The sequence below is a fragment of the Halanaerocella petrolearia genome, assembly GCF_054657875.1.
In genome coordinates, this window is the sequence record NZ_BAAHXW010000002.1 from 427,373 (window position 1) to 452,624 (window position 25,252).

Below are 25,252 nucleotides of genomic sequence, written 5' to 3' on the forward strand. Positions count from 1 at the left end.
TATATATGTGCGGAATTGTTGGTTATATCGGTAAGCAAGAAGCTGCTCCTATTTTAGTGGATGGATTGAATAGATTAGAGTATCGTGGTTATGATTCAGCAGGGATAGCACTTTATGAGCAAGATGATATAGATGTAGTTAAGACAGTTGGTAAACTTGATCAGTTAGAAGAGATAGTAGAAGAAGAGGAACCTACGGGTCAAGTAGGAATTGGACACACTCGGTGGGCTACTCATGGTAAACCTTCTACTCCTAATGCTCACCCTCATACTAGTGCTAATGGTCAATTTGTAGTGGTTCATAATGGGATTATTGAGAATTATATTGAGCTAAAAGAAGAATTGCAAGATAAAGGGTATCAGTTTAAATCTGAAACTGATACAGAAGTAGTACCCCATTTAATTGAAGAGCATTATAGTGGTGATTTAGAAGAAACAGTTAGAAAAGTAGCGTCAATGTTAGAAGGTTCTTATGCTTTAGGAGTTTTATCTACTCAAGAGCCTAATAAATTAGTTGTTACTAGAGAGGATAGCCCATTGATAGTTGGTTTAGGTGATGAAGAATATTATATTGCTTCTGATATTCCGGCTATTTTAGAATATACAGATCAAGTTTATATTCTAGATGATGGTGAAATGGCTGTTATTACTTGTGATGAAGTTAAATTATCTACTATAGATGGTAAGCCAGTTGATAAGGATGTATTTGAAGTTGATTGGGATCCAGGTATGTCTGAAAAATCTGGTTATGATCACTTTATGTTAAAAGAGATTCATGAACAGCCTGAAGCCCTTAATAAGTGTATTACTGGTCGATTAGATAGTACAGATATATCTTTAGATGATGTTGATTTGACTGCTGAAGAGCTTAATAGTTATGATAGAATTCAGGTCGTAGCTTGTGGTACAGCATATAATTCTGGTTTAGTTGGTAAGTATGCTATTGAAAAATTGGCCCGAATTCCAGTTGAGGTTTATATAGGATCCGAATATAGATATCGAGATCCAATTGTTGATGAAAATACATTAGTAATTGTAGTTAGTCAGTCAGGAGAGACGGCTGATACTTTAGCTGCTTTACGTGAGGCTCAAGATAAAGGTGCTAAAGTGATTGCTATCTGTAATGTAGTTGGTAGTACTATTCCTCGTGAGGCTGATGAGGTATTATATCTACAGGCTGGACCAGAGATTGCAGTAGCTTCTACTAAGGCTTATATTACAATGTTAATGGCTTTTTATATGTTAGCAATCTATTTTGCTCGAGCTAAGGATCTATTAGCAGATGAAGATAGTCAAAGATTAATTGCCGCATTAAAGAAACTACCTAATCAAACTCAAAAGTTGATTGATGATAATGAAGATAAAATTAAAGCTTTAGCTACTGAATTTGCTGATCAAGAAAATAGTTTCTTCATTGGGCGGAGTATTGATAATGCAGTAGCTATTGAAGGTGCTTTGAAATTAAAAGAAATCTCTTATATTCATGCTGAATCTTATGCCGCTGGAGAATTAAAGCATGGTACTTTGGCTTTAATTGAAGAGGGAGTTCCAGTAGTAGCGTTGGCTACTCAGGAGTCTGTTTTAGATAAGACCTTAAGTAATGTTAAAGAGGTTAAGGCTCGTGGTGGAGTTGTAACTGGAGTAACTCTTGCCGGTGAACAAGAGATTGAAGATCTTGATTATCGAATTGAGATTCCAGCAACAGAAGAGTTATTTACTAGTATCTTAACTGTTGTTCCATTACAGTTGCTTGCTTATTATGTAGCAGTAGAGCGTGGTTGCGATGTTGACCAACCACGTAACTTAGCTAAAAGTGTAACAGTAGAATAGATTAGTTGGAAGTTGGCCCTGAGGAATTTTCCTCAGGGTTTTTTATTTATCTGATATACAAAAAATGAAATTACTTGCAGGGGTTTGTTTGATATCATAGAAAATAATTACAATGAATGATAATATTTCATCAATATTATTATATTAATAAAATATAATTATGGAAGTGAGGCTCGAATAATGAGTAGTATTTTATTGAGATTAAGGAATCTATCAATTAAGTTTAAATTAGTATTATTATTTTTAGTATCACTTTTAATATTAGTAAGTATAACTTTGTTCATTGTAAGAATGGATGTTATTGAACAAGCTACCCAAGTTGCAGTAGAAAAAGTACAAACTGATTTACAAACTAGTTATGAGATTCTTGATAGCAAATATTCAGGAAATTGGAGGTTAGAAGGAGATAAATTGTACAAAGGGAACCAATTAATGAATAAAAATTATGAAATTGTTGATTTGATTGGAGAGTTAACTGGTGATACAGTTACTATTTTTGCTAATAATATCAGAGTAGCAACTAATGTGACTGATAAAGATGGTGAAAGGGCAATTGGAACTACTGTATCTGATGATGTAGCGCAGACTGTGTTAAATAAAGGTAAGGATTTTTATGGTAAAGCCAATGTTGTAGGAAATATGTATCAAACGGCATATACACCAATTAAGAATTCTCAAGGTGATATAATAGGTATTTGGTATGTTGGAGCTCCTCAAGGATTTGTTGATAAAATGGTTAGGTCTATATTTATTAAGGTAGGGGTGGTTATTTTAATAGTTGCATTATTTTTATCAGTATATGTATTTTATATGAGCAATAAGATAGTTACTCCAATTTTAAAAGCTCTAGATTTTGCTGAACAGATTTCTGAAGGTGATTTGAATGGAGAGCTGAATATTAATTCAGGAGACGAAATAGGACAGTTGGGACAGAAATTAAATAAAATGAAAGAAAATATTAAACATATGATTATTCAAATTGGTAATTCAATTGAAGAAATAACAGCTTATAGTGAAGAATTATCGGCTTTGGCAGAAGAAGGTTATGCCAATATCGAAACAACAAATGGATTAATTCAGGGGATGTTAGCAGGTATTCAAGAAATTTCAGCTAGTTCAGAGGAAGTAGCTAGTTATTCTGAAAAATCTAATTCACAAACTAGCATAGGTAGTCAAAATATTCAGCAGACAGTTAATAGTATTGAAGAAATTAATAAAACGGTAGATGAAACTGTAGAAGTAATTAATAAATTAGATGATAATTCAGAAGAGATCGGACATATAGTTGAGTTGATAACTAATATAGCAGAACAAACTAATCTGTTAGCTTTAAATGCATCTATTGAAGCAGCGAGGGCTGGGGAGCATGGACAAGGTTTTACAGTTGTAGCAGAAGAAATAAGACAGTTAGCAACTAGAACCACTAAGGCAACAGATCAAATTACTAATTTAGTTAATCAAACTCAAAAATATTCTAAAAAAGGGATAGAAAAGGTAAAAAAAGTTGAAGTTAGGGCTAGAGAAGGGAAAGGAATAGTAGAACAAACAAGTAAAGTATTTGAGAAAATTGAAAAGGATGTAGAAAGAACATCACTTCAAATGGAGCAGACTGCTAGCTCAACTAGTGATTTAGCACAAAGTAGTAATGAAATAATAACTGCAACAGAGGACATAAGTAATATGTCTAATGAGGTTACTACTTCATCAGAGAAATTGGCAGAAATGGCTCAAGAATTAGAAAGATTAGTAGAGCAGTTTAAGTTATAAAATTGTTTGATCAAAATGTATACAACTAGATTAATATCTTTTTTAATAGTATATTAATATTTTATTGTTTAATGGAGTGCTTGGATAATGAATAAACTTATAATTAGAGTAAAAACAGGAAAATCTAATTCTTATTTAATAAAAGGAGAGATAGAAAATTAATTTTAAGGAGGATGAATGTGAGGCTTAAAAGGGTTTTGATGGCTTTTTTAGTTGTTGGACTGGTTTTATCTATGATAGGTCAAAGCTATGCTGAGGATAATGTAAGGGCTATTAGTACAGATGATTCAGCTAGAGGTGTTTATGAAGAGATAGTACCAAGGTTGGAGTTATTATCTGGAGTTTTGAGCCAGACTTCTTGGATAGATAGAAGAGGTCCCCAGGGGAAGGGAAATGAGTATTTTCGTGAACTTAAAGAGTTTTTTAGCGATTATAAGAACCATAGAGCAGTGAAAATAGCAGAGGATTTGACTCAGAAGGGATTTACTTATGATGCTCCTCCTCATTTTGTTTTGAGATTGGGACCACTACCAAAATTGAAGGCTGTTAATGGTTATGGTGATTATTTGATTGACAGAGCTCATGGTAAGGATAATTTAGAAGAGTTTAGGTTGGCATTAGTTGATTTAGCTCAGAAATCAAATTTCAAACAGTTTTTTAATGAGCATAGGCAAGAGTTAGAAGGACATCTTAATCAGACAGTAGAAGATTTTGATAGTAAGAAGGTTATTAGGTGGTTACGTAAGTTTTTTGGCTGGTCTGGTGATGAATTTCATGTTGTTTTAGCTCCTGCTATGTTTCCAGGTGGTGGATATGCTGCAACAATAAATAAAGATAATGGTGAAAGTATTATTTATCAAGTTGTTAGGGAGAGAGGACGCAGTAATAAAGAACCTGAGTTTCAAACTGGTAGTAAATTAGAAAGATTAACACTTCATGAGTGGGGACATTCCTTTGTTAATCCTTCTTTAGAGAAGTATAGTGATATTATGGAGAAGTTAAATCTAAAGAAGTTTTATAAACCAGTAGCAGAAGAGATGAAAAATCAGGCATATGGTTCAGTAGAATTTTTCTTTAATGAACAGGTTTTAAGAGCAGTGACTTGTCTTGCTGGAAAGGATTTATATGGGAAAGAGATTTATGAGAAGTTGGTCAAGTATCATAAGAGAAAGGGCTTTTATCTAACAGAGTTTACTATTAAGCAATTAGAATATTATCGTAATAATAGAGATAAATATAAGACATTTAGAGAGTTTGTGCCTTATTTATTTAGAGAATACAATAGGAATCAAGAGAGGCTTTTAGGTGAATCAAAAGAGTTGGGGGTAAGTGGATTTATTAATTGGCAGTTAATAGTGTTGGTTTTATTGATTGTAGTAATAAGTACTAGTATTTATTTTAATGATGAAAATAGATGTGTATAATAGATTCTTTAAATGATCTTAAAGTTGTTTTTACAAGGGGTTTGTGAATAAAGTCGAAATATTGCATTATTTTTCTTGTTATGATAAGATATATAAAAATAAATTGATTAGCAATTAATTTTTTAGCTTAAGGAGGATATAGATTTAACCTTGGCGAGTTAGAAAAGATATACTGGTTATGTTAAAAATATTAGCTGAATTTAAATTATAAATCTACTAATAAAGTCTTATTTAGAGGCATGCCTCAAAAGGTATGTCTTTTACTCATTAAGCATTATTTGAACCAATCTTAATAGACACTTATATTCTAGTAAATTATTGGTAATAACAAGAGTAGTAAATAAGTCTTGAGAAGGAGGAACTAAGATGGAAAAGAAAGAAAGATATAGCCAAAATGAAGAAATTACTAATGCAATTTTGCATGGTATCGGTTTAGGGTTGGCAATTGCAGCTTTAGTAATTTTGATTATATTTGCTAAACAATCTGATAATATCTTGCATATGGTTAGTTTTATTATATATGGTTCTACTTTAATAATTCTTTATTTGGCTTCTACACTTTATCATAGTTTTCCTAAGGGGAAAGTAAAAGATATTTTTCAACTTTTAGATCATTCTTCTATTTATCTATTAATAGCAGGGACATATACTCCAATAACTTTAATTACACTACAAGGAAAATTAGGATGGAGTATTTTTATAACTGTTTGGATTATAGCTATAGTAGGAATTATACTTGAGGTAATTCCTAGGAAGAGATTTAAATTTATTTCTATTTTGCTTTATGTAGTTATGGGCTGGTTAATTATTTTTGCTATTAAACCTCTATTAGCTACTATGAATGATAAGAGTATAACTTTTCTAGTAACCGGAGGAGTTTTATATACTGTAGGAATATTTTTTTACTTAGCAAAGAAAATGAAATATAGTCATGCCATCTGGCACCTCTTTGTATTAGCAGGAAGTATATGTCATTTCTTTACTATATTGTTTTTAGAGTAGACTATATTATATAAATCAATGGATAATTTAAACTGTTAAATCTAAATTAAATAAAGAAGGTGTTAGTAATGAAAGGGCTAGGAGTCGATATTATAGAGATTGAAAGAATTGAAAAGGCAATTAATAAACGAGATAGATTCAAATATAGATTTTTTACAGAAGATGAAATAGAATATTGTGAAGAGTATCAAAAGCCATGGTCTCATTATGCAGCAAGGTTTGCTGCTAAAGAGGCAGTAGTTAAGGCATTAGGTACTGGCTTTCGAGAATTCAAGTGGAAAGATGTAGAAATAAATAATAATAAGTTGGGCAAACCAGAAGTTATATTGTATAATAAAGCTAAGAGGTTAGCAGAAGATAAAGAGATTACAGAGGTTATGCTTAGTATTTCTCATAGTCATGATTATGCTGTAGCCCAAGCAGTAGCTATATAGTGTACAGTTTACGGTTAACAGTTTACAGTTAAAGTCAAAATCATAGTTTTGATTCTCAATAACAAGTAATAAGTGATGAGAGACAAGTAATCTATTAGTCTTTTACTTGTTACTGTTAGCTGTATTTGTTGGGAGGAATTTAAATGAAGTTGGTTACAGGTAAACAGATGACTGAGATTGATCGTCAAAGCATTGAAGAGATAGGGGTTCCAGGAGTAGTCTTGATGGAACGAGCTGGAATGAAGGTAGCTGATGCTATCAGAGAAGAACTATCATCTGCTAGAGAGAAGGTAATTATTTTAACTGGGCGAGGTAATAATGGTGGCGATGGCTTTGTTATAGCTCGGTTACTAACAGAAGAAGGATTTGATGTAGAGACAGTTTTATTAGGAACTAAAGGTGATGTTAGTGGAGATGCTAAGATTAATTTAGATATTTTAGATAATTTAGACTATCAAGTTAGAGAAGTAACTAGTAAAGATGAGTTAATTGCTTTAGAAAGTAGATTAGAAAGAGCAGATTTGGTAGTTGATGCTTTATTAGGGACAGGCATTAAAGGTAAGTTACGAGGTTTATTTCCTAAACTAATTCAAATGGTTAATCAGGTGGCGACTAAGGTAGTAGCAGTAGATATTCCATCTGGTGTAGAGGCTGCTACAGGTAAGGTAAGAGATATGGCAGTAAGAGCTGATAAGACAGTAACTTTTGCTGTGCCTAAGTTGGGATTGATTCTGTATCCTGGTACTAGCTATGTAGGAGAGTTAGAAGTAGTGGATATTGGTCTGCCGCAACAGATAATTGATAAGCATGAAGGAAAAATAAAATTATTGACTAAAGAGAGGGTTGCTCAATTACTACCTGCAAGAGATTCTGACAGCCATAAAGGAAGTTATGGTAAGTTATTATTAGTAGCTGGTTCAACAGGCATGACTGGAGCTGCTACTTTAGCTACAGAGGCTAGCTTGGTTAGTGGTGCTGGGTTAGTGACACTTGGAGCACCTGCTAAGTTAAATCCTATCTTAGAGATGAAGTTGACTGAGGCTATGACTTATCCTTTAGCAGATAAGGAAGGTATGTTGGCTAGACCAGCGATAGCAGAGATAGAAGAACTGGCAGTAGATCGAGATGTTTTAGCAGTTGGCCCAGGATTAAGTTCAGGAACTGAAATAACTGAGATTATGCATAGTTTAATTAAAGATATAGAGAAGCCACTAGTAATTGATGCTGATGGTTTAAATGCTTTAAATAATTTAGACTTATTAAAGGAGAGGAAAGAAACTACTATTTTGACTCCTCATCCAGGAGAGTTGGCCCGTTTAATTGGTAAATCTATTTCTGAAATAGAGGAGAATAGATTAGAGTTGGCCCAAGAGTTTGCACTGCAGTATCAAGTCTGTCTAGTGCTTAAAGGAGCTAGAACGGTAATTGCTACTTCTGGAGGTAGTCTGTATTTAAATCAGACTGGTAATTCTGGTTTGGCTACTGGAGGTAGTGGTGATGTTTTAACTGGTTTGATTGCTGGTTTTTTAAGCCAAAGATTAGAGGCTGATGAAGCTATTCAGTTAGCTGTTTATCTCCATGGATCGGCTGCTGATATAGGGGTTCAAGAATTAACAGAGTATTCTCTGTTGCCTACCGATTTGTTATCTTATTTGCCACAAGCAGTTAATAATTTAAGGAGGTAATAATATGAAAGCTAATGAAATTATGACTGAAGATGTAATTACTATAAGTCCTGAAACGACAGTAAAAGAGGTGGCTAAACTTTTAACTGATAATAATATTAGTGGTCTGCCAGTAGTAGAAGATCGAGGTTTAGTAGGGATAATTAGTGAAGGGGATTTGATAGTTAAGGATAAAAAGTTAGACTTTCCTGATTATATCTACTTTTTAGATAGTATTTTTTATCTAGATAGTCTTGAAGATTTTGAGCAGGATTTAAAGAAGATGGTAGGAGTTAAAGTAGCTGATTTGATGACTGAAGATATAATTACCGTTGGTTCTGATGCTGATGTAGAAGATATAGCTACCATTTTTGTAGAAGAAGAAATTAACCGTGTACCAGTAGTTGAAGATGGTGAGTTAGTTGGAATTGTAACTCGAGCTGATATTGTTCGTTATATGAGTCAGGAGTAAGAGGTTAAAATCTATTATTTTGACTATATAGACCTTATTTGGTATAATTTATTAGCGTAAGTGCACCCTATTATAGGGTGTACTTTTCTATTTTTAAGGCTTTTAAGGAGGTATAATGGTATGACCGATTTAGTAGTTAAAAACTTACCAGGACATATTGGCCCAGGAGATATCGTGGGTGCTTTTACTAATGAGGTTGGTATCGGTGGTCAAAAAATTGGTAAGATAGATTTTAATGCTGGAGTTGCTATTGTAGAAGTAGAGGACGATGTAGCTCTAAAAGTAGCAGAAATTATGGATAGCAATCAGATTGCTGGTGTTAGAGTAAAAGTAGAAGTTAATGAAGATTATCGAGAGAGATTAGCGAAGGTAGAAGAATATATTGATAATTATAAATATTTAGTCCAGTTAGAGAGAGAAGAAGAGATGAAACGCCATGAAATGGAGATTAAGAATTTAAGTGGTAGACAGCGTGAAAATAAAGGACGAGCTATCTTACATTTATCTGGACGTGATGAAGGACAAGCTTTTGGTGGTAAGCATTTAATTAAGTTTGTGCGCCAAAGAAAAGGAGAACAGTTGCCAGAGAATGAGATTAGTGTTGGGGATTTAGTGATGATCAGTAAAAATCGTCCTTTAGATGATAATAATCCAACTGGTACTGTAATAGAGCAGACTAATTATTCAATGACTGTTGTTTTTGATAATCAACCTTCAAGGTTCTTATATAGTAAAGGACTACGTTTAGACTTATATGTTAATGATATTACTTTTCAACGGATGTTATATGCTTTAGAAGAAATAGAAACTGCTAATAGAAGATTAAGAGAATTAAGAGGGAAATTACTTGGTATAACAGATATTAAGTTTGCTGATTTACCAGAAGTAGAGTATCATAATCAATCATTGAATGATTCGCAAAGACAAGCTGTGCGTTCTGCATTAGCAGCTAAAGATTTCTTCTTAGTACATGGTCCTCCAGGCACAGGTAAGACTATGACTTCTATTGAGATTTTACAGCAAGCTATTAAAGAAGAAGAAGATATTTTGGCTACTGCAGATTCTAATACAGCTGTTGATAATTTAGTAGAGCGATTAGTAAAGCAGGAGGTCAATGTTTTACGAGTTGGTCATCCAGCCCGAGTAAATCCTTTGTTAAGAGAACATACTTTAGATTATTTAGTACAAGAGCATGCTAAGTATCAAGAGGCTAATCAGTTAAGAAAAAAAGCCTATAAGTTAAAGGAGCAGCAGGATAATGATTCAGCTTATATCTTTCCTAGTGGAAAGAATCGCCGTGGATTTAGTAATGGACAGATTAAGGATTTAGCTAAGAAAGATATTGATGGACGCCCAAGGGGAATTAGTCCTAAGCAGATAAAGAGAATGGCTAACTGGCTTGAAATTCAAGATGAGATTAATCAGTTATTTGATCAGGTAGAAAGGTTAGAAACAGAAGCAATCTCTGAGTTGACTGCTGAAGCTGATGTTATCTGTGCAACTAATTCTACAGCTGGTTCTCAAGTGTTAGAAGAGCAGGAATTTGACTTATTATTAATTGATGAGGCTACTCAAGCCACTGAACCTTCAGCTTTAATCCCTTTAATTAAAGCTGACAAAGTTGTTTTAGCAGGTGATCATAAACAATTACCACCAACTATTTTAAATGAAGAGGCAGCTAGAAAAGGATTATCTAAGTCACTATTTGAACGTTTATTAGAGGTACATGGTTCTGATATTAAAGAGATGTTAACAGTTCAGTATAGAATGAATCATGAAATTATGAATTTTTCTAGTCAAGAGTTATATAATGGACAGTTAGTAGCAGCTGATCAAGTTAAAGATTGGAGGTTAACTGATTTAGATATTGATTTACCCACTGGTCAATCGCCAACAGAAAGAGCTTTAACAGCTGATGAAACAATATCCTTTTTAGATACTGTTGGGATGAATGCTCCTGAATATTCTAAAGGAGATTCTACATCAATTCAAAACTCAATTGAAGCTGATTTAGCAGCTGAACTAGTTACTCAAGCTGTTAATACAGGAATAGCTGCCAAAGAGGTTGCAGTGATTACTCCTTATAAGGATCAAGTTGACTTAATTGATCAGTTAATTAAATCAGAGCAAGTTGAAGTAAATACTGTAGATGGATTTCAAGGGAGAGAAAAAGAATTAATTATCTATTCTTTAGTTAGGAGTAATGAACGAGGTAATATTGGTTTCTTAAGAGATATTAGGCGGCTTAATGTATCATTGACTCGGGCCAAAAAGAAATTAATTATTATTGGTGATTCTGCTACAATAACTAGTCATGATATTTATCAACAGCTAGTAGAATATATCAAAGAGAATGGTTATTACTATGATTTATAGTTGTTAAGCTATGAGTCTTGTGCTATGAGCTATCAGCAGATCTTCACGGAGAGTCCGTAAGACTCATAGGAATTCAAAAACTAAATCATTATAGTTTCTATGTTCTTAGGAGTTGGAACGTGTCTATAGATAGCATTACATTATTTCCCAGTTTGATATTTCCTTTTTAAATTTGTATGATATGTGATATAATATCAATGGTTATTATGGGATGTCGGACTCAATGTGGATTATAAGCCCTACAAGTAAGTTTATAATTCTTAATGAGGTGATAAGTATATGGGCCAAGGTCAGCAAATAGAAAGACAAGATGACGATAGTAGAGACAGGAAAGAAAGCTTAAAGCAACGTTTAAAGAGAGGATACGCTCAAATGGCAGATTTAAACTTAAAGTTGGCCCAGGAGGGGTTAATGGCTGATAGAGAAGCATACCAGAGAATTTAATTAATTATCTGTGAGAGGCGTTAGTAGCGTCTCTTTTTATTCTATTAGTTAAGATGTATATTTTAATTATTATTTGCAGAGACTACTATTATGTAATATGGTTACTAAAAGTTACCTATGGTTTATAGACACAATAAGATAGGCAGTAAAATATATTATCATACACTGTAATAGTATAGGGGGGGTCCTCTTGACTAACTTGCAAAAATCCATGGCTTCGTTGCAGAATAACTTTATCAGAGAGTTGGATAAGGCTGATCGAGTTCACATTAAAAACAGTCAAGAAAAGAATCAATTAGTATTAGAACAATTAAAAAAGAGAAAGGTTAAGGAAGGTATGAAAGCAGGTTATTTGGAAATGGCTAAGTTAAATCTTAAATTAGCTACTGAAAACTTTGATCTAGAAAATAAAACTTTCTTTAATTATGAGGCTAGATTAGCGGAGTGTGATTAAAATGGGGGTTAAACGTGGTGATGTTTATTATGCAGACTTGAATCCAGTTGTGGGTTCAGAGCAGGGAGGTATTAGACCTGTATTAGTAATCCAGAATGATATAGGTAATAAGTATAGTCCTACAGTAATTATAGCAGCTATCACTTCTAAAATAGAAAAAGCGAAATTACCTACACATGTAGAAATTGATGGTAGTAAATGTGATTTAAAATGTGATTCAGTTGTTTTATTAGAACAGATTAGAACTATTGATAAAAAAAGACTAAAAAGGCGTGTAACCCATCTAAATGATGAAATGGTGGCTAGGGTAGATGAGGCCTTAAAGATAAGTTTAGGTTTAATTGAACTTTAATTTTTTATTTAAGGAAGTGGTAAAGTGAAGAAGGTTACTAATTTAATAGAGAATTCAGAAGAAGAGTTAATTTCTCTGAGAAGAAAGTTACATCAGTACCCTGAATTAGGTTTTAAAGAGACTAAGACTTCTCAATTAGTAGCTGATTTTTTGATAGATTTGGGACTAGAAGTTGATAGAGTAGCTAAAACAGGGGTTGTAGGATTATTAGATTGTGGAGCTGGGCCAACTATTGCTTTAAGGGCTGACATGGATGCTTTACCCATTCCTGAGCAAACTGAGGTTAGTTACAAATCTAAAGTAGATGGGGTAATGCATGCTTGTGGGCATGATGGTCATACAGCTATATTGTTAGAGACGGCTAAAGTTTTATCCCAAATTAAAGATCAATTATCAGGAAAGATCAAATTTATCTTTCAACCAGCCGAAGAAGGCCCTGGAGGAGCTTTACCCTTAGTAGAAACAGGAGTATTAAGCTCTCCTCCAGTGGATAATATCTTTGGCTTACATATCAATAATGAGTTACCAACAGGAGTAATAGGACTTCACTCTGAAGTAGTTTCTGCAGCAGCAGATGAAATAAATCTAACTATCTTAGGCAAGAGTGGTCATGCATCTACCCCACATCAAGGAGTAGATGCTATAGTAGTTGCTAGCCAAGTGATAACATCTCTTCAAAATATTATTAGTCGACAGACTGATCCTCACCAAATAGCAGTAATCAATCTAGGAACTATTAATGGTGGTTATAGAAGGAATGTAATAGCAGATAAAGTAGAGATAACAGGAACAGTACGTACTACTAATCCAGAATTGAGAGAGAAGATGCCAACTAGAATTGAAGAGCTAGTCTCAGGTGTTACAAAAAGTCAGGGAGCTAGTTATAAGTTAGATTATGATTTTGGTTATCCTGTTCTAATTAATTCTAATGCTTTAGTTGATGAATTAGAAGAGACTATAAATTCAATCTCTTATGTAGATAAGTTAGAATACATGTCTCACCCATCATTAGGTGCTGAAGATTTTGCTTATTACTTACAGCAAGTTCCAGGTATCTTCTTTAGATTAGGAGCAGCTAAGAAAGAAAAAGATTATTATTCAGCACATCATCCTAAATTTAGTTTTGATGAAGAGGCACTTAAAGTAGGAGTGGCTCTTTTTGTATATCTGACTTTAGAAAAACTTAGTTAAGAATAAGATTTTTTATTTAATAAAGATTATTAACCTACTTTATATTTGAGGATATATATGGTAATATAAATGCTAAATGATATTTAGGGAGTGATATTAAGTGAAGCAAAATTATAAAAGAATAATTGCTTCATGGATATGGATATCACCAGTATCTAATAAAAGAAATTAGGTTGTAGAATAACTAAAAAATCAAGGGAGAGTTTATTATGACTGATAAGAAAGTTATTCTTACTGGTGATCGTCCAACTGGAAGGTTACATTTAGGACATTATATTGGTTCTTTACAAAATCGTGTTAAATTACAAACTGATTATGATCAGTTTATTATTATTGCAGATACTCAGGCCTTAACAGATAATGCAGATAATCCAACCAAAGTACGTGATAATATCTTAGAAGTTGCATTAGATTATCTTGCTGTAGGAATTGATCCAGAAATTAGTACGATTTTTATTCAATCATTAGTGCCAGAAATTGCTGAACTAACTATGTATTATTTAAATTTAGTAACAGTAAATCGCTTAAAACGAAATCCTACAATTAAGAATGAAATAAATCAAAAAGATTTTGGAGATAGTATTCCAACTGGTTTTTTGACTTATCCTGTCAATCAAGCAGCAGATATAACTGCTTTTAAAGCAGATCTTGTCCCTGTTGGTGAAGATCAATTACCAATGCTAGAACAAACTTCAGAAATTGTAAGGAGATTCAACAGAATTTATAAATCAGTTTTAGTAGAGCCTGAAGCATTAGTTCCTGAAGTTCCAAGATTGCCAGGAACTGATGGTAAAAATAAGATGAGTAAGTCCTTAGGTAATGCTATTTCATTAGCTGATTCACCAGATATGATAAGAGAAAAGGTAATGAGTATGTTTACTGATCCTAACCACATTAGAATTGAAGATCCAGGTCAAGTTAAGGGAAATCCAGTTTTTAGTTATCTCGATGTATTTGATCCAGAACAAGAAGAAGTTGAGAAATTAAAAACTGGTTATCGTCAAGGTGGATTAGGAGATGTTAAAGTAAAAGAACGACTTAATCAAGTATTACAATATTTTTTGAAACCGATTAGAAAACGCAGAGAAGAATATGCTAAAGATCCTGGTGAAGTAATGAATATTTTAAATAAAGGAACAGACAGAGCTAGGAAAAAAGCAGCTAAAACACTTGATGAAGTTCGTAAAGCAATGAAAATCAATTATTTTAAAGCATAGATAACAAAATTTTTATAAGAAATAACTTTATAGTGCAAATTTAAAGGCATGGTTCATATGAACCATGCCTTTAAATTTTTACTTTTACTTTTTAATTTTATATTTTATAAAATCAAGAATTGAATTATTTATAAGGATTAGCGTTAAGAACTAATATAAATTGGTAGTTTATCTTTTCTTAAAGGAAATTTTGTAGTTGATAATCAATATATAAAATATTGTAGGCTTAATAATTTGTAGCTTGAATCAGCTGATTTTTTCAGCAGAAAGGAGGTCAAATAGTAGGTGAAGAGATATATAGCGTTTTTTTTAGTAGGCTTTCTATTAATTTTAGGTAATCCCGTTAATGCTAATGATTTATCTGCTATTAGTTTGATTGAAGATGTGCGAGATAAATTACAGCAGGTTGAAGATTTTAAGGGTACAGTAGTTACTAAAGTAAAAGTAGATGACCAAGAATTAAAATCAGCAACGCAGATTATGAAATCTAAAACTAGGTTTATGACTAAAAATTTGACAAGTACTCAACATTCTATTGCTGAAACAAGTAGAATGTTGAATACAATTCCGTGGTTGTATCTACCACCAGATTATAGTACTATTATGGAGGTATTACCTCTTGAAGGACAACTAGATTATCAACAGCCACTTCAGGTATTAGAAAAGTTATATCAGTTAGAGTTATTAGGTGAAGCTATTTATAATAATCGTTCAGTTTATATTATTGAATTATCTAATCTCTTTTCAACTCAACGTTTCTATATTGATCGTGAACGTAAGTTGATTACTGAGATAAAAGTCTTTAATAGTAGTAATATCAAGGTGGCTGATATTAGTTATACTAACTTTAAGAAATTTGATACAAAAGTCTGGTTACCAACGAAGGTTAAAGTAGAGACTTCTCTAAATAAGGAATCGCTGCAAATTTCATTTCAAGATTGGAAAGTAAATCTAGGTTTAACATCTTTTGATTTTGCGCAAGGATTCCAAAGTAATTATCAGACTAAGGTTAATAAATTGAAACAGAAGTTGAAAAAAACCCCACAAAATGATAAATTATACTGGCAGATAAGCCAGATTTATCAACAAAATAGTCAATTGAATAAGGCAGTTTCTAATATACGTAAAGCAATTAGGATTAATGATCAGATTAAATATCGAAAAAAATTGGTTGAATTGTTACGAACTCAAGGCATGTATCAGGAAGCTTTAGGAGAAGTAAGAACGGCTTTACAGCTAGATTATAATAATCCAGAACTTAATTATTTATTAGGTGAGTTAAAATTACAACTTGGTAATACAGATCAAGGCCGTTATTATCTAGAGAAAGCAGTTAATTATGCTCCTAAAAATACAACTTATTTAGAAAAGTTATTTTGGGTATACTATAATTCAGTTCAAGAATCTGATAGATATATGTTAGAGCGGGCTGAGAAAATCATTAAGAAACTAGTTAAATTGGATAGTGATAATAAGGATTATCAAATCTATCTAGGTGATTTATACTTCGATCAAGGAGAATTGATTAAAGCTGCTAAAGCTTATAATAAGGCTATTGCGTTAGCTCCTGAAGATACCTGGGGCTATATTAAATTAGCTAATTTTTATAAGCAGACAGGCAGATATGATAAAGCAGAAGAGTTATATAGATATGTAATTTACTTAGATGATTCTTTGCAGAACCATCGACGGTTGGCTAAGCTTTATTTTGATCTCAAAAAGTATAAGTTAGCTTTAGAAGAATATCAGGTAATTAATAATAGAAGTGCAGGTAATATAGACCTTAAGTTTAAGTTGATTGAATCTTATTTAGCAACAGGAAAGCAAAGAGAAGGTATGAAACTAGCTAAAGATATGTTACAAAAGGAGCAGAGTGGAAAGTTATATCTTAAGTTAGCTGAGATGGTAGAAAGATATGATTTAGGATTAGCTATTGAAGTTTATCAACTGGCTTTAGAGACAGAATCTGTATTAACTACTCAACAGCAGGATAGAGTTTATAGTTCTTTAAATAGAATCTTTTATAATAGAGAAAGAAGTTGGGAGCTAGAACAGTTAAAAGAAATTGTTCCTCTTCAGTCTCAAGCTATGATTTATCAGTTATTAGGTAAGTATCAACTGGCTAATGGTAACTTTAAATCTGCAATTAGTAATTTTAAACTAGCTACTAAGATTAATAATAATCGAACTAATCATTATAATTTAGCCCTTAGCTATCTTTTAGCAGATAAATTTGAAGCAGTAAAAGAAGAGGCTAAGATTTTAAATTCATTAGGAGCAATAGAAAAGGCAAATCAATTATTAAGGTTGAAAAATAAATTAACAAAGTTAAAGAAAAAGTATCAAAAGGTCTATGTACCAGGGCGTATCAATTATTTAAAAGCAAATAAGTTACGACAACAAGGTAAGTTAGATGAGGCTTTAGTTAAATACCAGGCAGCCTTATTTGAGAATTATGATTATCAGTTACCTCGTTTTTATATAGTACTTTTACAAGCTTTACAAGGTAATGATTTTGAAGTTAAATTGGCTAAATCAGGTCTTAGAGGTGAACTATTACAGTTAGCAGAAGATATGATTTCTATTTTGAAGCAGTCTAATAAAGGAGTGAATTAAAATGTTAAAAGTTGAGACAGATAGTCCTGAAGAAACTTTTAATTTCGGAAAAGATCTAGGTAGTAAGCTTAATCCAGGTGATATTGTCTGTTTACAAGGTAGTTTAGGAGCAGGGAAGACTAGTTTGGCTAAAGGTATTTGTGCTGGTTTAGGGGTTGATGATGAAGTTACAAGTCCAACCTATACTATTGTTAATGAGTATCAAGGACGAATGAAAGTTAATCATATGGATCTATATAGAGTTCAGGGTGAAGGAGAGTTATATGATTTAGGATTTGAAGATTATATTTATGGTGATGGAGTAACAATTATTGAATGGCCTAATAAAGCTGGTACTTTGATTCCAGATAATTATTTAGATATTAATTTACAAGGGCAAGGTAATCAGCGTGAAATTAGGCTTATTCCCCAAGCTAATAAGTTTATCGAGCTGGTATCGGAGTTGAAATAAGATGTTAGTATTAAGTATAGATAGTTCTACAGATGTAGGTAGTGTTAGTTTGATGAATAAAGAAAAATTAGTTGGGGAGCATCTTCTTAATCTGACTGAAACTCACTCGCAACGGTTAATGCCTCAGGTGATTGAGCTAATAGAGAGTTCTGGATATCAAGTTGAAGATTTAGAGGGGATAGGAGTTACAGTTGGCCCAGGTTCTTTTACAGGAACAAGAATTGGAATGGCTACTGCTAAGTCTTTGGCCCAGTCTTTAGATATTCCCATTGTAGGAGTTTCTACTTTAGAGGCAATAGCATATAGCTTAAAGTATGTTTCAGGTTATATATGTTCTATGATTAATGCCCATGGTGGCCGAGTCTTTGCTTGTTTGTATCAAGCAGGTTCTAAGTTGGAGGTTAAGAGAGAGGAAACTATGCTAGAAGTTGATGATTTAACAACTAGTTTATCTAAATTAGAAGAACCAATCTACTTTGCAGGTCAGATAGTTAAGCAGTATCAGGATGAAATAGCTAGTGAAATAGAAGAAGCTGAATTCGTAACTGATAATTTCAATTTGCCAAGGGCTGGGGCTATAGGTGAGTTGGCCCTTGAGAAGTTGGCCCAAGGTGTTGAAGATGATTTATTTACTTTGACTCCCAATTATCTTAAACGTTCTCAAGCAGAGATCCAATGGGATCAAAATCATGGTTGAAAAGATAGAGGAATTTGAAATAATTCCCTTAACTGAAAGACATTTAGACCAAGTGTTAGCTATTGAGGAAGATTCTTTTAGCAACCCTTGGTCTTTACCTACTTTCATTAGAGAGTTATATAATAGTTATGCTTATTATATAGTTGCAGTATTTGGTGAAGAAATAATTGGCTATCTGGGTAGTTGGCTATTATGTGATGAGATACATATTACATCTTTGGCAGTAAAGAAGAACTATCGGCGACAAGGGATAGCTACTAAGCTATTAGATAGATTATTCAGTGATGTTAAACGGGCCAACTATACTAAGGCAACTTTAGAAGTTAGAGAGTCTAATTATCAGGCTCAGAAACTCTATAAAAATGAAGGGTTTATTAAAGTAAAAATTCAAAAAGAATATTATAGTGATAATGGAGAAGATGCTATAGTGATGTGGAAACAGCTATAATTCAATTGACAGTTGACAATGTACAATTTACAGTTGAAATCAAAAGATATAAAATGTCTTGAAATTTAATTGATATTAGGAGTGAAATTTATGTCAGAAGGATTTTTAACATTAGGGATTGAAAGTTCTTGTGATGAGACATCGGCTGCCGTAATTAAGGATGGTAAAGAAGTTTTATCAAATGTAATTGCTTCACAAGTTGATTGGCATCGCAAATTTGGAGGAGTGGTACCAGAGATTGCTTCTCGAAAGCATGTGGAATTGATAAATCCAGTTATTGATGAGGCAATAACAGAAGCTGAAGTTAATTTTAGTGATTTATCAGCTGTAGCAGTTACCTATGGGCCAGGCTTAGTAGGTGGCTTGTTAGTAGGTATTGCAGCAGCTAAGTCAATTGCTTATGCGCATAACCTACCATTAATAGGTGTTAATCATATTGAAGGTCATATCTATGCTAACTTTATTTCTCATCCTCAGTTAGAACCACCAGTTGTCTGTTTAACTGTATCTGGTGGGCATACAGATTTATTATACTTTAAAGAGTTAGGAAATTATGAAATTTTAGGTCGGACGCGAGATGATGCAGCAGGAGAGGCCTTTGATAAGATAGCTAGAGTAATGGAAATTGGCTATCCAGGTGGACCAGCAATAGATAAATTGGCTAAAGAAGGTGATCCAGAAGCAATTGACTTGCCTAGACCCTTGTTAAATAAGGATAGCTATGACTTTAGTTTTAGTGGACTTAAAACAGCAGTTTTAAATTATATTAATAATTCAAAGCAACGAGGCGATGATATTTCTAAGCCAGATTTAGCTGCTAGTTTTCAGCAAGCAGTAGTTGATGTTTTAACGGCTAAGGTAAGTAAGGCTGCTAAGGATAAGAATGTAAAGCAAGTTATTTTATCAGGAGGAGTAGCTGCTAATAACCAGCTGCAAAGAGAGTTAGAGAAGGAATTAACTGCAGCAGGTATTGATTTTTATTATCCTGATCTTAGATTATGTACAGACAATGCAGCTATGATTGCTAGTGCTGGTTATTTTAAGTATCAACAGACAAAAGTAGTAGCTGATTTTGACTTAAATGCTGAACCAAATTTGAAATTATAATAGTCCTCCTATTTAGGAGGTCTTTTTTTATTATATAGGAAATCATCTAAAAAATTTATAAAAATTATTTGACCTAGAGTTAACTCCAGATGATATAATACTTAACAATAGGAGGTGGAGTTTTATGAGGATTTTGGAAGTAAGTGAAAGATTTGATCTTACCAAGGATACTCTCCGTTACTATGAACGAATTGGATTGCTCTCTGAGGTTAATCGCAATGAAAGTGGTAATAGAGATTATACAGAAGAAGATTGTAAGTGGGTTCATTTTATTAAATGTATGCGCAGAGCTGGGGTATCTATAGAGTCATTGATAGAGTATGTAACTATGTTTCAGCAGGGTAATTCAACAATCAAGGCCAGAAAAGAACTTCTACTAGAAGAACGACAAAAGCTTTATGCAAGAATTGAAGAGATGAAAGAAACACTAAGTCGTTTGGATAATAAGATTGATGGATATGAAGACAGAGTACTGGTTAAAGAAGAAGAGTTGAAAAAATAAGAAGATTAGAAGTTAAGGGTTAAGATTAAAGACTAAACATTTAATATCGCATATGTTAGTTATTTGTAATGTATCTAGTTAAAGTATACGTATGTTCCGTTTGTTGTGTAAAGGTCTGCTCTTACTAGGTTGAAGTTTTCAATGAATTGTAGTATAATTTAAATCTAGTAAGAATATAACTTTATAATTTAAGATAGGAGGAACTGAATTGGAATTAAATGAAGATAGTCCAATTCCGTTGTATTATCAGTTAGAGAATATAATTAGAGAGCAGATTGAACAGGGAACTTATCAGGCTGAAGATAAAATTCCTTCAGAAAGAAAATTAAGTCAACAGTTTGATTTAAGTAGAATGACTATCAGAAAGGCTATTGATAATTTGGTAGATGAAGGGTTACTTCATCGAAAGAGAGGTAAAGGAACTTTTGTTTCTAAAGAAAAATTAGAACCGATTTCTGGATTAATAGGATATATTCAGAGTATGAAAATGAGAGGTCTTGAATGTACAAATGAAGTAGTAAGTCAAGACTTAATCACTCCTAGAAAAGAGATTAGTAATAGGTTAGAAATTAATGGAGAGGAAAAAGTAATCTTAACTGAAAGGTTACGTCTAGCAGATGGAAAAGCTATTGGATTTGAAAGATCTTATGTGCCTTATTCTGTCTGTTCAGATTTATTAGAAGTTGATATGTCTAAAGAATCTATCTATGAGTGTTTAGCTAAAGCAGGATATAAGCCGACTAAAGCTAAAGACGAAGTAGAAGCTATTTTAGCAGATGATAAATTAAGTAATCTATTAGAAATGGAGAATGGCGGTGCTGTTTTAAGAAAGAAAAGAGTTACATTTTCTAATAATAGACCAGTAGAATTTAGTTATAATTATTACCGTGGAGATAAAATGAGTGGATGCTATACAGTAACTAATTAAATTAAATTTGATCTTCATCTCACTTGATAGTTATATTAATAAGTATATATTATAATTTTTGTCAATTGTGGTATAGTCCTATACACTTAAACACAATTATGAAGTCAAAATAATAATTCAGTATCAGTATATTATTAAATAGAGAAAATATCTCAAAATTAAAAAAACTCTTGACCTGGAGTTAACTCTAAGTAATAAGATATTATTGAATATAAAATATTAGATATTAGCTTAGAGTTAATGATCTAGGTAAGATTATAATTTAATAAGGAGGAGATTGAATTGGAACTAAATGAAGATAGTCCAATTCCATTATATTATCAATTGGAGAATATAATTAGGGAAAAGATTGAACAAGGTGAGTATCAATCAGGGGATAAGATTCCTTCAGAAAGAAAATTAAGCCAACAGTTTGATTTAAGTAGAATGACTATCAGAAAGGCTATTGATAATTTGGTAGATGAAGGATTACTTCATCGAAAGAGAGGTAAAGGAACTTTTGTTTCTAAAGAAAAATTAGAGCCAATTTCTGGATTAATAGGATATATTGAAAGTATGAAGATGAGAGGTCTTGAATGTACAAATGAAGTAGTAAGTCAAGACTTAATCATTCCTAGAAAAGAGATTAGTAATAGATTAGAGATTAATGAAAATGAGAAAGTAATCTTAACTGAAAGGTTACGTCTAGCAGATGGAAAAGCTATTGGATTCGAAAGATCTTATGTGCCTTATTCTGTCTGTTCAGATTTATTAGAAGTTGATATGTCTCAGGAATCTGTCTATGAGTGTTTAGCAGAAGCAGGATATAAGCCAACTAAAGCTAAAGACGAAGTAGAAGCTATTTTAGCAGATGATAAATTAAGTGATTTATTAGAAATGAAGGATGGCGGTGCTGTTTTAAGAAAGAAAAGAGTTACATTTTCTAATAATAGACCAGTAGAATTTAGTTATAATTATTATCGTGGAGATAAAATGAGTGGATGCTATACAGTAACTGATTAAATCATATCTAACATTAGAATCTCTAACTAATTATTTTATAGTGAAAAGGATAATCTCTTGTAGTAGTGGTATAGCCCGTTAGTTGTATCTGGTTTGTTATAGTTGATAATTTTTTAAAGAGGTGGGGGAAATGAGTAAATTACAGGCAGTTATTTTTGATTCCATTAGAGAAATAAATAGTTTAAATAACTTATTTAGTTAATAAATTTTAAATTTAAAGGGGTTTTAGCAATGAAGAAGAGCATTAAGTACAAATTTCTAACGGGCTTTCTCTTTACTTTAATTATGGTATTTGGAATTATTCGTAATCTAAGAACTCAGCTTAGTCCTTTAATACAAGAGTATTATGGAATTAGCTATTCTCAATTAGGTTTTGCCTTATCCTTTTTTTCTATTGGTAGCCTAATGATTACTTTAATTAGTGGTGTTTTAATTCAGAAATATGGAATAAAAAGAGTTTTATTAGTAGGTATAATAGTTAGTGTGATAGGGTTAATGAGTATAAGTTATGTTAATAAGTATGCTTTACTGGTAATAGCAGTTTTGGTTACAGGAATTGGATTAGCAGTTTTAAATATTTCTTTTAATACTTTAGCGTCCCAGTTGTTTGTAAAAAATAAAGGTCGAATGATGAATCTATTTCATTTCTTTTTTGGAGTTGGTGGTATATTATCTCCAATCTATGCTAGTTCAATTTTAGATTCAGGTTTTAGTTGGCAGACAGTTTATTTTTATGCTGGGATAGTTATTTTAGCCTTCTTTATTATTACTTTAGTGATTGATTTTCCTAGTGTTTCTTCTAAAAGAAAGAGAAAAAATATTAGTTTTTTAGAAATACTTAAGGATCCTAGAATTTTAATATTTAATTTAATGTTTTTCTTACATGTAGGAACAGAATTAGGAGGTAGAAATTGGATAGCAATTTATTTAACAGATATTCAGCATAGAACTGAAGAAGAGGTAGCTTTTTATATAGCCCTTTATTTTGCTCTCTTTACTTTAGGGCGGTTTTTGGCTAGTATATTTGTAGAGAAGATAGATTATCTAGATTTAGTAATTATATCTTCTTTAATTTCTGCTACTTTAATTTTTATTGGGATTGTTGGCCCAGATTATTTAGCTTTTACCTTTTCTTTAGCTGCTTTGTTTATATCAGTTAATTTTCCTACCATGCAAGCAGCCATGTTTGAGATATTTGATAGTGGGCAAGCAGTTATTTTAGGTCTAACTCTAACCACTTCTAGTTTAGGAGCTTCATTCTTAGGTGATTGGGTAATTGGATTAATTAATGATTTAGTAGGGATCAAGGTAGGATATGGAATCCAAATTTCTTATTTATTAATTCTAGTGGGAGTTATCCTTTATCTTAAGAGTGTGTTGAATAAGTCTAAATTCTCTGTACAGGAGATAGCTAAAGATTATGAATAACAGTAATTTTATCGTCATAAAAACGTGAAATATTCATCATTTTTGATACTGCTGAAGTTTATGATTCCTATACTAATGAAGAGTTAGTAGGAGAAACTTTAAAACCATATAAAGCTGAAGTAGTTATTGCTACTGAATTTGTAATTCAGATAGAAGATGAGGAACAAGTACTTAACAGTAAGCCAGAACAGAATCCAAAAAGATCTAAATATGCTAAAAAAGTTGGGAATTAAGCAGAGGGGGGATAGTTATGAAATTAATTGCACTTGATTTGGATGGTACTACCTTGAATTCAGAAAAGGAGATTAGTGAAGAGAATATTAGAGTAATTAAAGAAGCTCAGAAAGAAGGACATATAGTTATGGTCTTATCTGGACGTTCAAGAAAATCGATTAGTGAGAAATTAACCAAATATGGATTAGACTGCCCTATTGGAGCAACTAATGGAACAGCTGTTTTTGTTGATGGAGAATTGATAGAGTTGACCTCTTTAACTCAATCCCAAAACCGAGAAATTATCACAAAGCTTGATGAAGAGTTTATGCCTTATAATGTAACTACTAATAAAGGAGTTATTGCTCCTAGTGATTGGAATGAACGATTTGAAAGAGTTATCTCATCAGGACGTGTACCTGAGGAATACTACAAAAATGAACACTATGAAATGTTTACTAATTCTCCTATTGAAGCTGGCCAAACTCTTTTTGATAATATTGAAGAAGTGCTTAATAACGAAGAACTTATGTTACAAAAATATTTTGTTTTGGGATTAGATCCCGATCAAAATGAAAAGGTAGAGTCATATTTAGCATCTGTTAAAGAAACTAAGATTGTTAAACCTAGCTCATTTAGTTTTGATGTCAGTCATATTAATGGACATAAAGGGAATGGCCTTAAGGTAATGGCTCGCCATTTTAACATTCCACTAGAAAATACAGTTGCTATTGGTGATGAAGGAAATGATATCCCTATGTTAGAAGTAGCAGGATTGTCTATTGCCATGGAAAGTGGTAATGAAGAAGTGAAAAAACAGAGTGATGTTATTACTTTAAGTAATGATGAACATGGAGTTGCTTATGCTATTAAAAAATATGTTTTAAAAGAAAGGATAGCTATGTGATTAATTTTTAATTAATATTTTTCCTTGAAAACACCTATAATACATGTTATAATTTTATTAAGAAAATTGAGAGGAGGTATAGTCTTTAAAAAGAGGTGCTAAATAGACTATACTATAATATAAGAATATAATTTTTTATTTATTAGTAGTGGTATAGTCCGATAGTTGTATTTGCTAAGTTACATAAGTTCATAAGATTATAAGTTAGAAATTTAATAGATTATAAGGATATAATTTTTATTTTTAACAAGGTGGTATAGTCCGGTAGATGTAATAACTTAATAATATAAGTTTTATTACTAAACTCTAATAAATTTATAAGATTAT

General features: G+C 32.2%; 24 protein-coding genes. All 24 read left to right on the forward strand.

Translation table 11 applies throughout. From position 1 onward, the window contains the following. Positions 1-5 precede the first annotated feature (5 nt). The 24 genes from glmS to ACYQ39_RS09465 all read left to right on the forward strand — a co-directional run bounded on the left by glmS (position 6) and on the right by ACYQ39_RS09465 (position 24,925). Positions 6-1,829, forward strand: coding sequence for a glutamine--fructose-6-phosphate transaminase (isomerizing) (glmS, locus tag ACYQ39_RS09355; protein WP_459842413.1), 1,824 nt, complete (start codon positions 6-8; stop codon positions 1,827-1,829). 180 nt (positions 1,830-2,009) lie between these two features. Further along, positions 2,010-3,596, forward strand: a complete 1,587-nt coding sequence (locus ACYQ39_RS09360) for a methyl-accepting chemotaxis protein (protein ID WP_459842414.1) — start codon at positions 2,010-2,012, stop codon at positions 3,594-3,596. A 179-nt stretch (positions 3,597-3,775) separates the two neighbouring features. Further along, positions 3,776-5,020 carry a DUF4932 domain-containing protein gene (locus tag ACYQ39_RS09365; protein ID WP_459842416.1) on the forward strand — a complete coding sequence of 415 codons (1,245 nt, stop codon included), beginning with the start codon at positions 3,776-3,778 and terminating at the stop codon, positions 5,018-5,020. Positions 5,021-5,386: 366 nt separating this feature from the next. Next, positions 5,387-6,022, forward strand: coding sequence for a PAQR family membrane homeostasis protein TrhA (gene trhA / locus ACYQ39_RS09370; RefSeq protein WP_459842417.1), 636 nt, complete (start codon positions 5,387-5,389; stop codon positions 6,020-6,022). A gap of 68 nt (positions 6,023-6,090) precedes the next feature. Further along, a complete protein-coding gene (gene acpS, locus ACYQ39_RS09375; protein ID WP_459842418.1) occupies positions 6,091-6,456 on the forward strand; it encodes a holo-ACP synthase in 366 nt (121 codons plus the stop codon). 143 nt (positions 6,457-6,599) lie between these two features. Continuing rightward, positions 6,600-8,141, forward strand: a complete 1,542-nt coding sequence (locus ACYQ39_RS09380; RefSeq protein WP_459842419.1) for an NAD(P)H-hydrate dehydratase — start codon at positions 6,600-6,602, stop codon at positions 8,139-8,141. 4 nt (positions 8,142-8,145) lie between these two features. Next, positions 8,146-8,592, forward strand: a complete 447-nt coding sequence (locus ACYQ39_RS09385) for a CBS domain-containing protein (RefSeq protein WP_459842421.1) — start codon at positions 8,146-8,148, stop codon at positions 8,590-8,592. A gap of 120 nt (positions 8,593-8,712) precedes the next feature. Further along, positions 8,713-10,968, forward strand: a complete 2,256-nt coding sequence (locus tag ACYQ39_RS09390) for an IGHMBP2 family helicase (protein ID WP_459842422.1) — start codon at positions 8,713-8,715, stop codon at positions 10,966-10,968. 279 nt (positions 10,969-11,247) lie between these two features. Next, positions 11,248-11,412 (forward strand): hypothetical protein, encoded by a 165-nt coding sequence (locus ACYQ39_RS09395; RefSeq protein ID WP_459842423.1) that lies wholly within the window; start codon positions 11,248-11,250, stop codon positions 11,410-11,412. 190 nt (positions 11,413-11,602) lie between these two features. After that, positions 11,603-11,866 (forward strand): CopG family ribbon-helix-helix protein, encoded by a 264-nt coding sequence (locus ACYQ39_RS09400; protein ID WP_459842424.1) that lies wholly within the window; start codon positions 11,603-11,605, stop codon positions 11,864-11,866. A gap of 1 nt (position 11,867) precedes the next feature. Next, positions 11,868-12,218, forward strand: coding sequence for a type II toxin-antitoxin system PemK/MazF family toxin (locus ACYQ39_RS09405; RefSeq protein WP_459842426.1), 351 nt, complete (start codon positions 11,868-11,870; stop codon positions 12,216-12,218). A 24-nt stretch (positions 12,219-12,242) separates the two neighbouring features. Then, positions 12,243-13,409, forward strand: a complete 1,167-nt coding sequence (locus tag ACYQ39_RS09410; RefSeq protein ID WP_459842428.1) for a M20 metallopeptidase family protein — start codon at positions 12,243-12,245, stop codon at positions 13,407-13,409. Positions 13,410-13,618: 209 nt separating this feature from the next. Next, the gene (gene trpS / locus ACYQ39_RS09415) at positions 13,619-14,626 is read left to right on the forward strand and encodes a tryptophan--tRNA ligase (protein ID WP_459842430.1); all 1,008 of its coding nucleotides are present in this window, start codon (positions 13,619-13,621) and stop codon (positions 14,624-14,626) included. Positions 14,627-14,911: 285 nt separating this feature from the next. Then, positions 14,912-17,242, forward strand: a complete 2,331-nt coding sequence (locus tag ACYQ39_RS09420) for a DUF4292 domain-containing protein (protein WP_459842431.1) — start codon at positions 14,912-14,914, stop codon at positions 17,240-17,242. A 1-nt stretch (position 17,243) separates the two neighbouring features. Further along, positions 17,244-17,693, forward strand: a complete 450-nt coding sequence (gene tsaE / locus ACYQ39_RS09425) for a tRNA (adenosine(37)-N6)-threonylcarbamoyltransferase complex ATPase subunit type 1 TsaE (protein ID WP_459842433.1) — start codon at positions 17,244-17,246, stop codon at positions 17,691-17,693. 1 nt (position 17,694) lies between these two features. Then, a complete protein-coding gene (gene tsaB, locus ACYQ39_RS09430) occupies positions 17,695-18,390 on the forward strand; it encodes a tRNA (adenosine(37)-N6)-threonylcarbamoyltransferase complex dimerization subunit type 1 TsaB (RefSeq protein WP_459842435.1) in 696 nt (231 codons plus the stop codon). After that, complete coding sequence (gene rimI / locus ACYQ39_RS09435) at positions 18,383-18,838, forward strand: ribosomal protein S18-alanine N-acetyltransferase (RefSeq protein ID WP_459842437.1); 456 nt, start codon at positions 18,383-18,385, stop codon at positions 18,836-18,838. The genes tsaB and rimI overlap by 8 nt, the downstream gene beginning before the upstream one ends. Positions 18,839-18,928: 90 nt before the next feature. Continuing rightward, positions 18,929-19,945, forward strand: coding sequence for a tRNA (adenosine(37)-N6)-threonylcarbamoyltransferase complex transferase subunit TsaD (tsaD, locus tag ACYQ39_RS09440; protein ID WP_459842439.1), 1,017 nt, complete (start codon positions 18,929-18,931; stop codon positions 19,943-19,945). 124 nt (positions 19,946-20,069) lie between these two features. Continuing rightward, positions 20,070-20,447, forward strand: coding sequence for a MerR family transcriptional regulator (locus tag ACYQ39_RS09445; protein ID WP_459842441.1), 378 nt, complete (start codon positions 20,070-20,072; stop codon positions 20,445-20,447). Positions 20,448-20,655: 208 nt separating this feature from the next. After that, positions 20,656-21,375 (forward strand): GntR family transcriptional regulator, encoded by a 720-nt coding sequence (locus tag ACYQ39_RS09450; protein ID WP_459842443.1) that lies wholly within the window; start codon positions 20,656-20,658, stop codon positions 21,373-21,375. Positions 21,376-21,657: 282 nt separating this feature from the next. Continuing rightward, positions 21,658-22,377 (forward strand): GntR family transcriptional regulator, encoded by a 720-nt coding sequence (locus tag ACYQ39_RS09455; RefSeq protein WP_459842445.1) that lies wholly within the window; start codon positions 21,658-21,660, stop codon positions 22,375-22,377. Positions 22,378-22,608: 231 nt separating this feature from the next. Next, positions 22,609-23,805 (forward strand): MFS transporter, encoded by a 1,197-nt coding sequence (locus ACYQ39_RS09460; protein ID WP_459842447.1) that lies wholly within the window; start codon positions 22,609-22,611, stop codon positions 23,803-23,805. Between the two features lie 38 nt (positions 23,806-23,843). Continuing rightward, entirely contained in the window at positions 23,844-24,038 is a 195-nt protein-coding gene (locus ACYQ39_RS13840; protein WP_487247289.1) for an aldo/keto reductase, read from the forward strand. A 17-nt stretch (positions 24,039-24,055) separates the two neighbouring features. Further along, positions 24,056-24,925, forward strand: coding sequence for a Cof-type HAD-IIB family hydrolase (locus tag ACYQ39_RS09465; RefSeq protein WP_459842449.1), 870 nt, complete (start codon positions 24,056-24,058; stop codon positions 24,923-24,925). Positions 24,926-25,252 lie beyond the last annotated feature (327 nt).

Excerpts from the sequence above, each read along its gene's own strand:
- acpS (WP_459842418.1), top strand. The coding sequence starts at position 6,091 with ATGAAAGGGCTAGGAGTCGATATTATAGAGATTGAAAGAATTGAAAAG.
- ACYQ39_RS09405 (WP_459842426.1), top strand. The coding sequence starts at position 11,868 with ATGGGGGTTAAACGTGGTGATGTTTATTATGCAGACTTGAATCCAGTT.
- glmS (WP_459842413.1), top strand. The coding sequence starts at position 6 with ATGTGCGGAATTGTTGGTTATATCGGTAAGCAAGAAGCTGCTCCTATT.
- tsaE (WP_459842433.1), top strand. The coding sequence starts at position 17,244 with ATGTTAAAAGTTGAGACAGATAGTCCTGAAGAAACTTTTAATTTCGGA.
- ACYQ39_RS09385 (WP_459842421.1), top strand. The coding sequence starts at position 8,146 with ATGAAAGCTAATGAAATTATGACTGAAGATGTAATTACTATAAGTCCT.
- ACYQ39_RS09390 (WP_459842422.1), top strand. The coding sequence starts at position 8,713 with ATGACCGATTTAGTAGTTAAAAACTTACCAGGACATATTGGCCCAGGA.
- ACYQ39_RS09460 (WP_459842447.1), top strand. The coding sequence starts at position 22,609 with ATGAAGAAGAGCATTAAGTACAAATTTCTAACGGGCTTTCTCTTTACT.
- ACYQ39_RS09445 (WP_459842441.1), top strand. The coding sequence starts at position 20,070 with ATGAGGATTTTGGAAGTAAGTGAAAGATTTGATCTTACCAAGGATACT.
- tsaD (WP_459842439.1), top strand. The coding sequence starts at position 18,929 with ATGTCAGAAGGATTTTTAACATTAGGGATTGAAAGTTCTTGTGATGAG.
- ACYQ39_RS09360 (WP_459842414.1), top strand. The coding sequence starts at position 2,010 with ATGAGTAGTATTTTATTGAGATTAAGGAATCTATCAATTAAGTTTAAA.
- rimI (WP_459842437.1), top strand. The coding sequence starts at position 18,383 with ATGGTTGAAAAGATAGAGGAATTTGAAATAATTCCCTTAACTGAAAGA.
- trhA (WP_459842417.1), top strand. The coding sequence starts at position 5,387 with ATGGAAAAGAAAGAAAGATATAGCCAAAATGAAGAAATTACTAATGCA.
- trpS (WP_459842430.1), top strand. The coding sequence starts at position 13,619 with ATGACTGATAAGAAAGTTATTCTTACTGGTGATCGTCCAACTGGAAGG.
- ACYQ39_RS09395 (WP_459842423.1), top strand. The coding sequence starts at position 11,248 with ATGGGCCAAGGTCAGCAAATAGAAAGACAAGATGACGATAGTAGAGAC.
- ACYQ39_RS09380 (WP_459842419.1), top strand. The coding sequence starts at position 6,600 with ATGAAGTTGGTTACAGGTAAACAGATGACTGAGATTGATCGTCAAAGC.
- tsaB (WP_459842435.1), top strand. The coding sequence starts at position 17,695 with ATGTTAGTATTAAGTATAGATAGTTCTACAGATGTAGGTAGTGTTAGT.
- ACYQ39_RS09465 (WP_459842449.1), top strand. The coding sequence starts at position 24,056 with ATGAAATTAATTGCACTTGATTTGGATGGTACTACCTTGAATTCAGAA.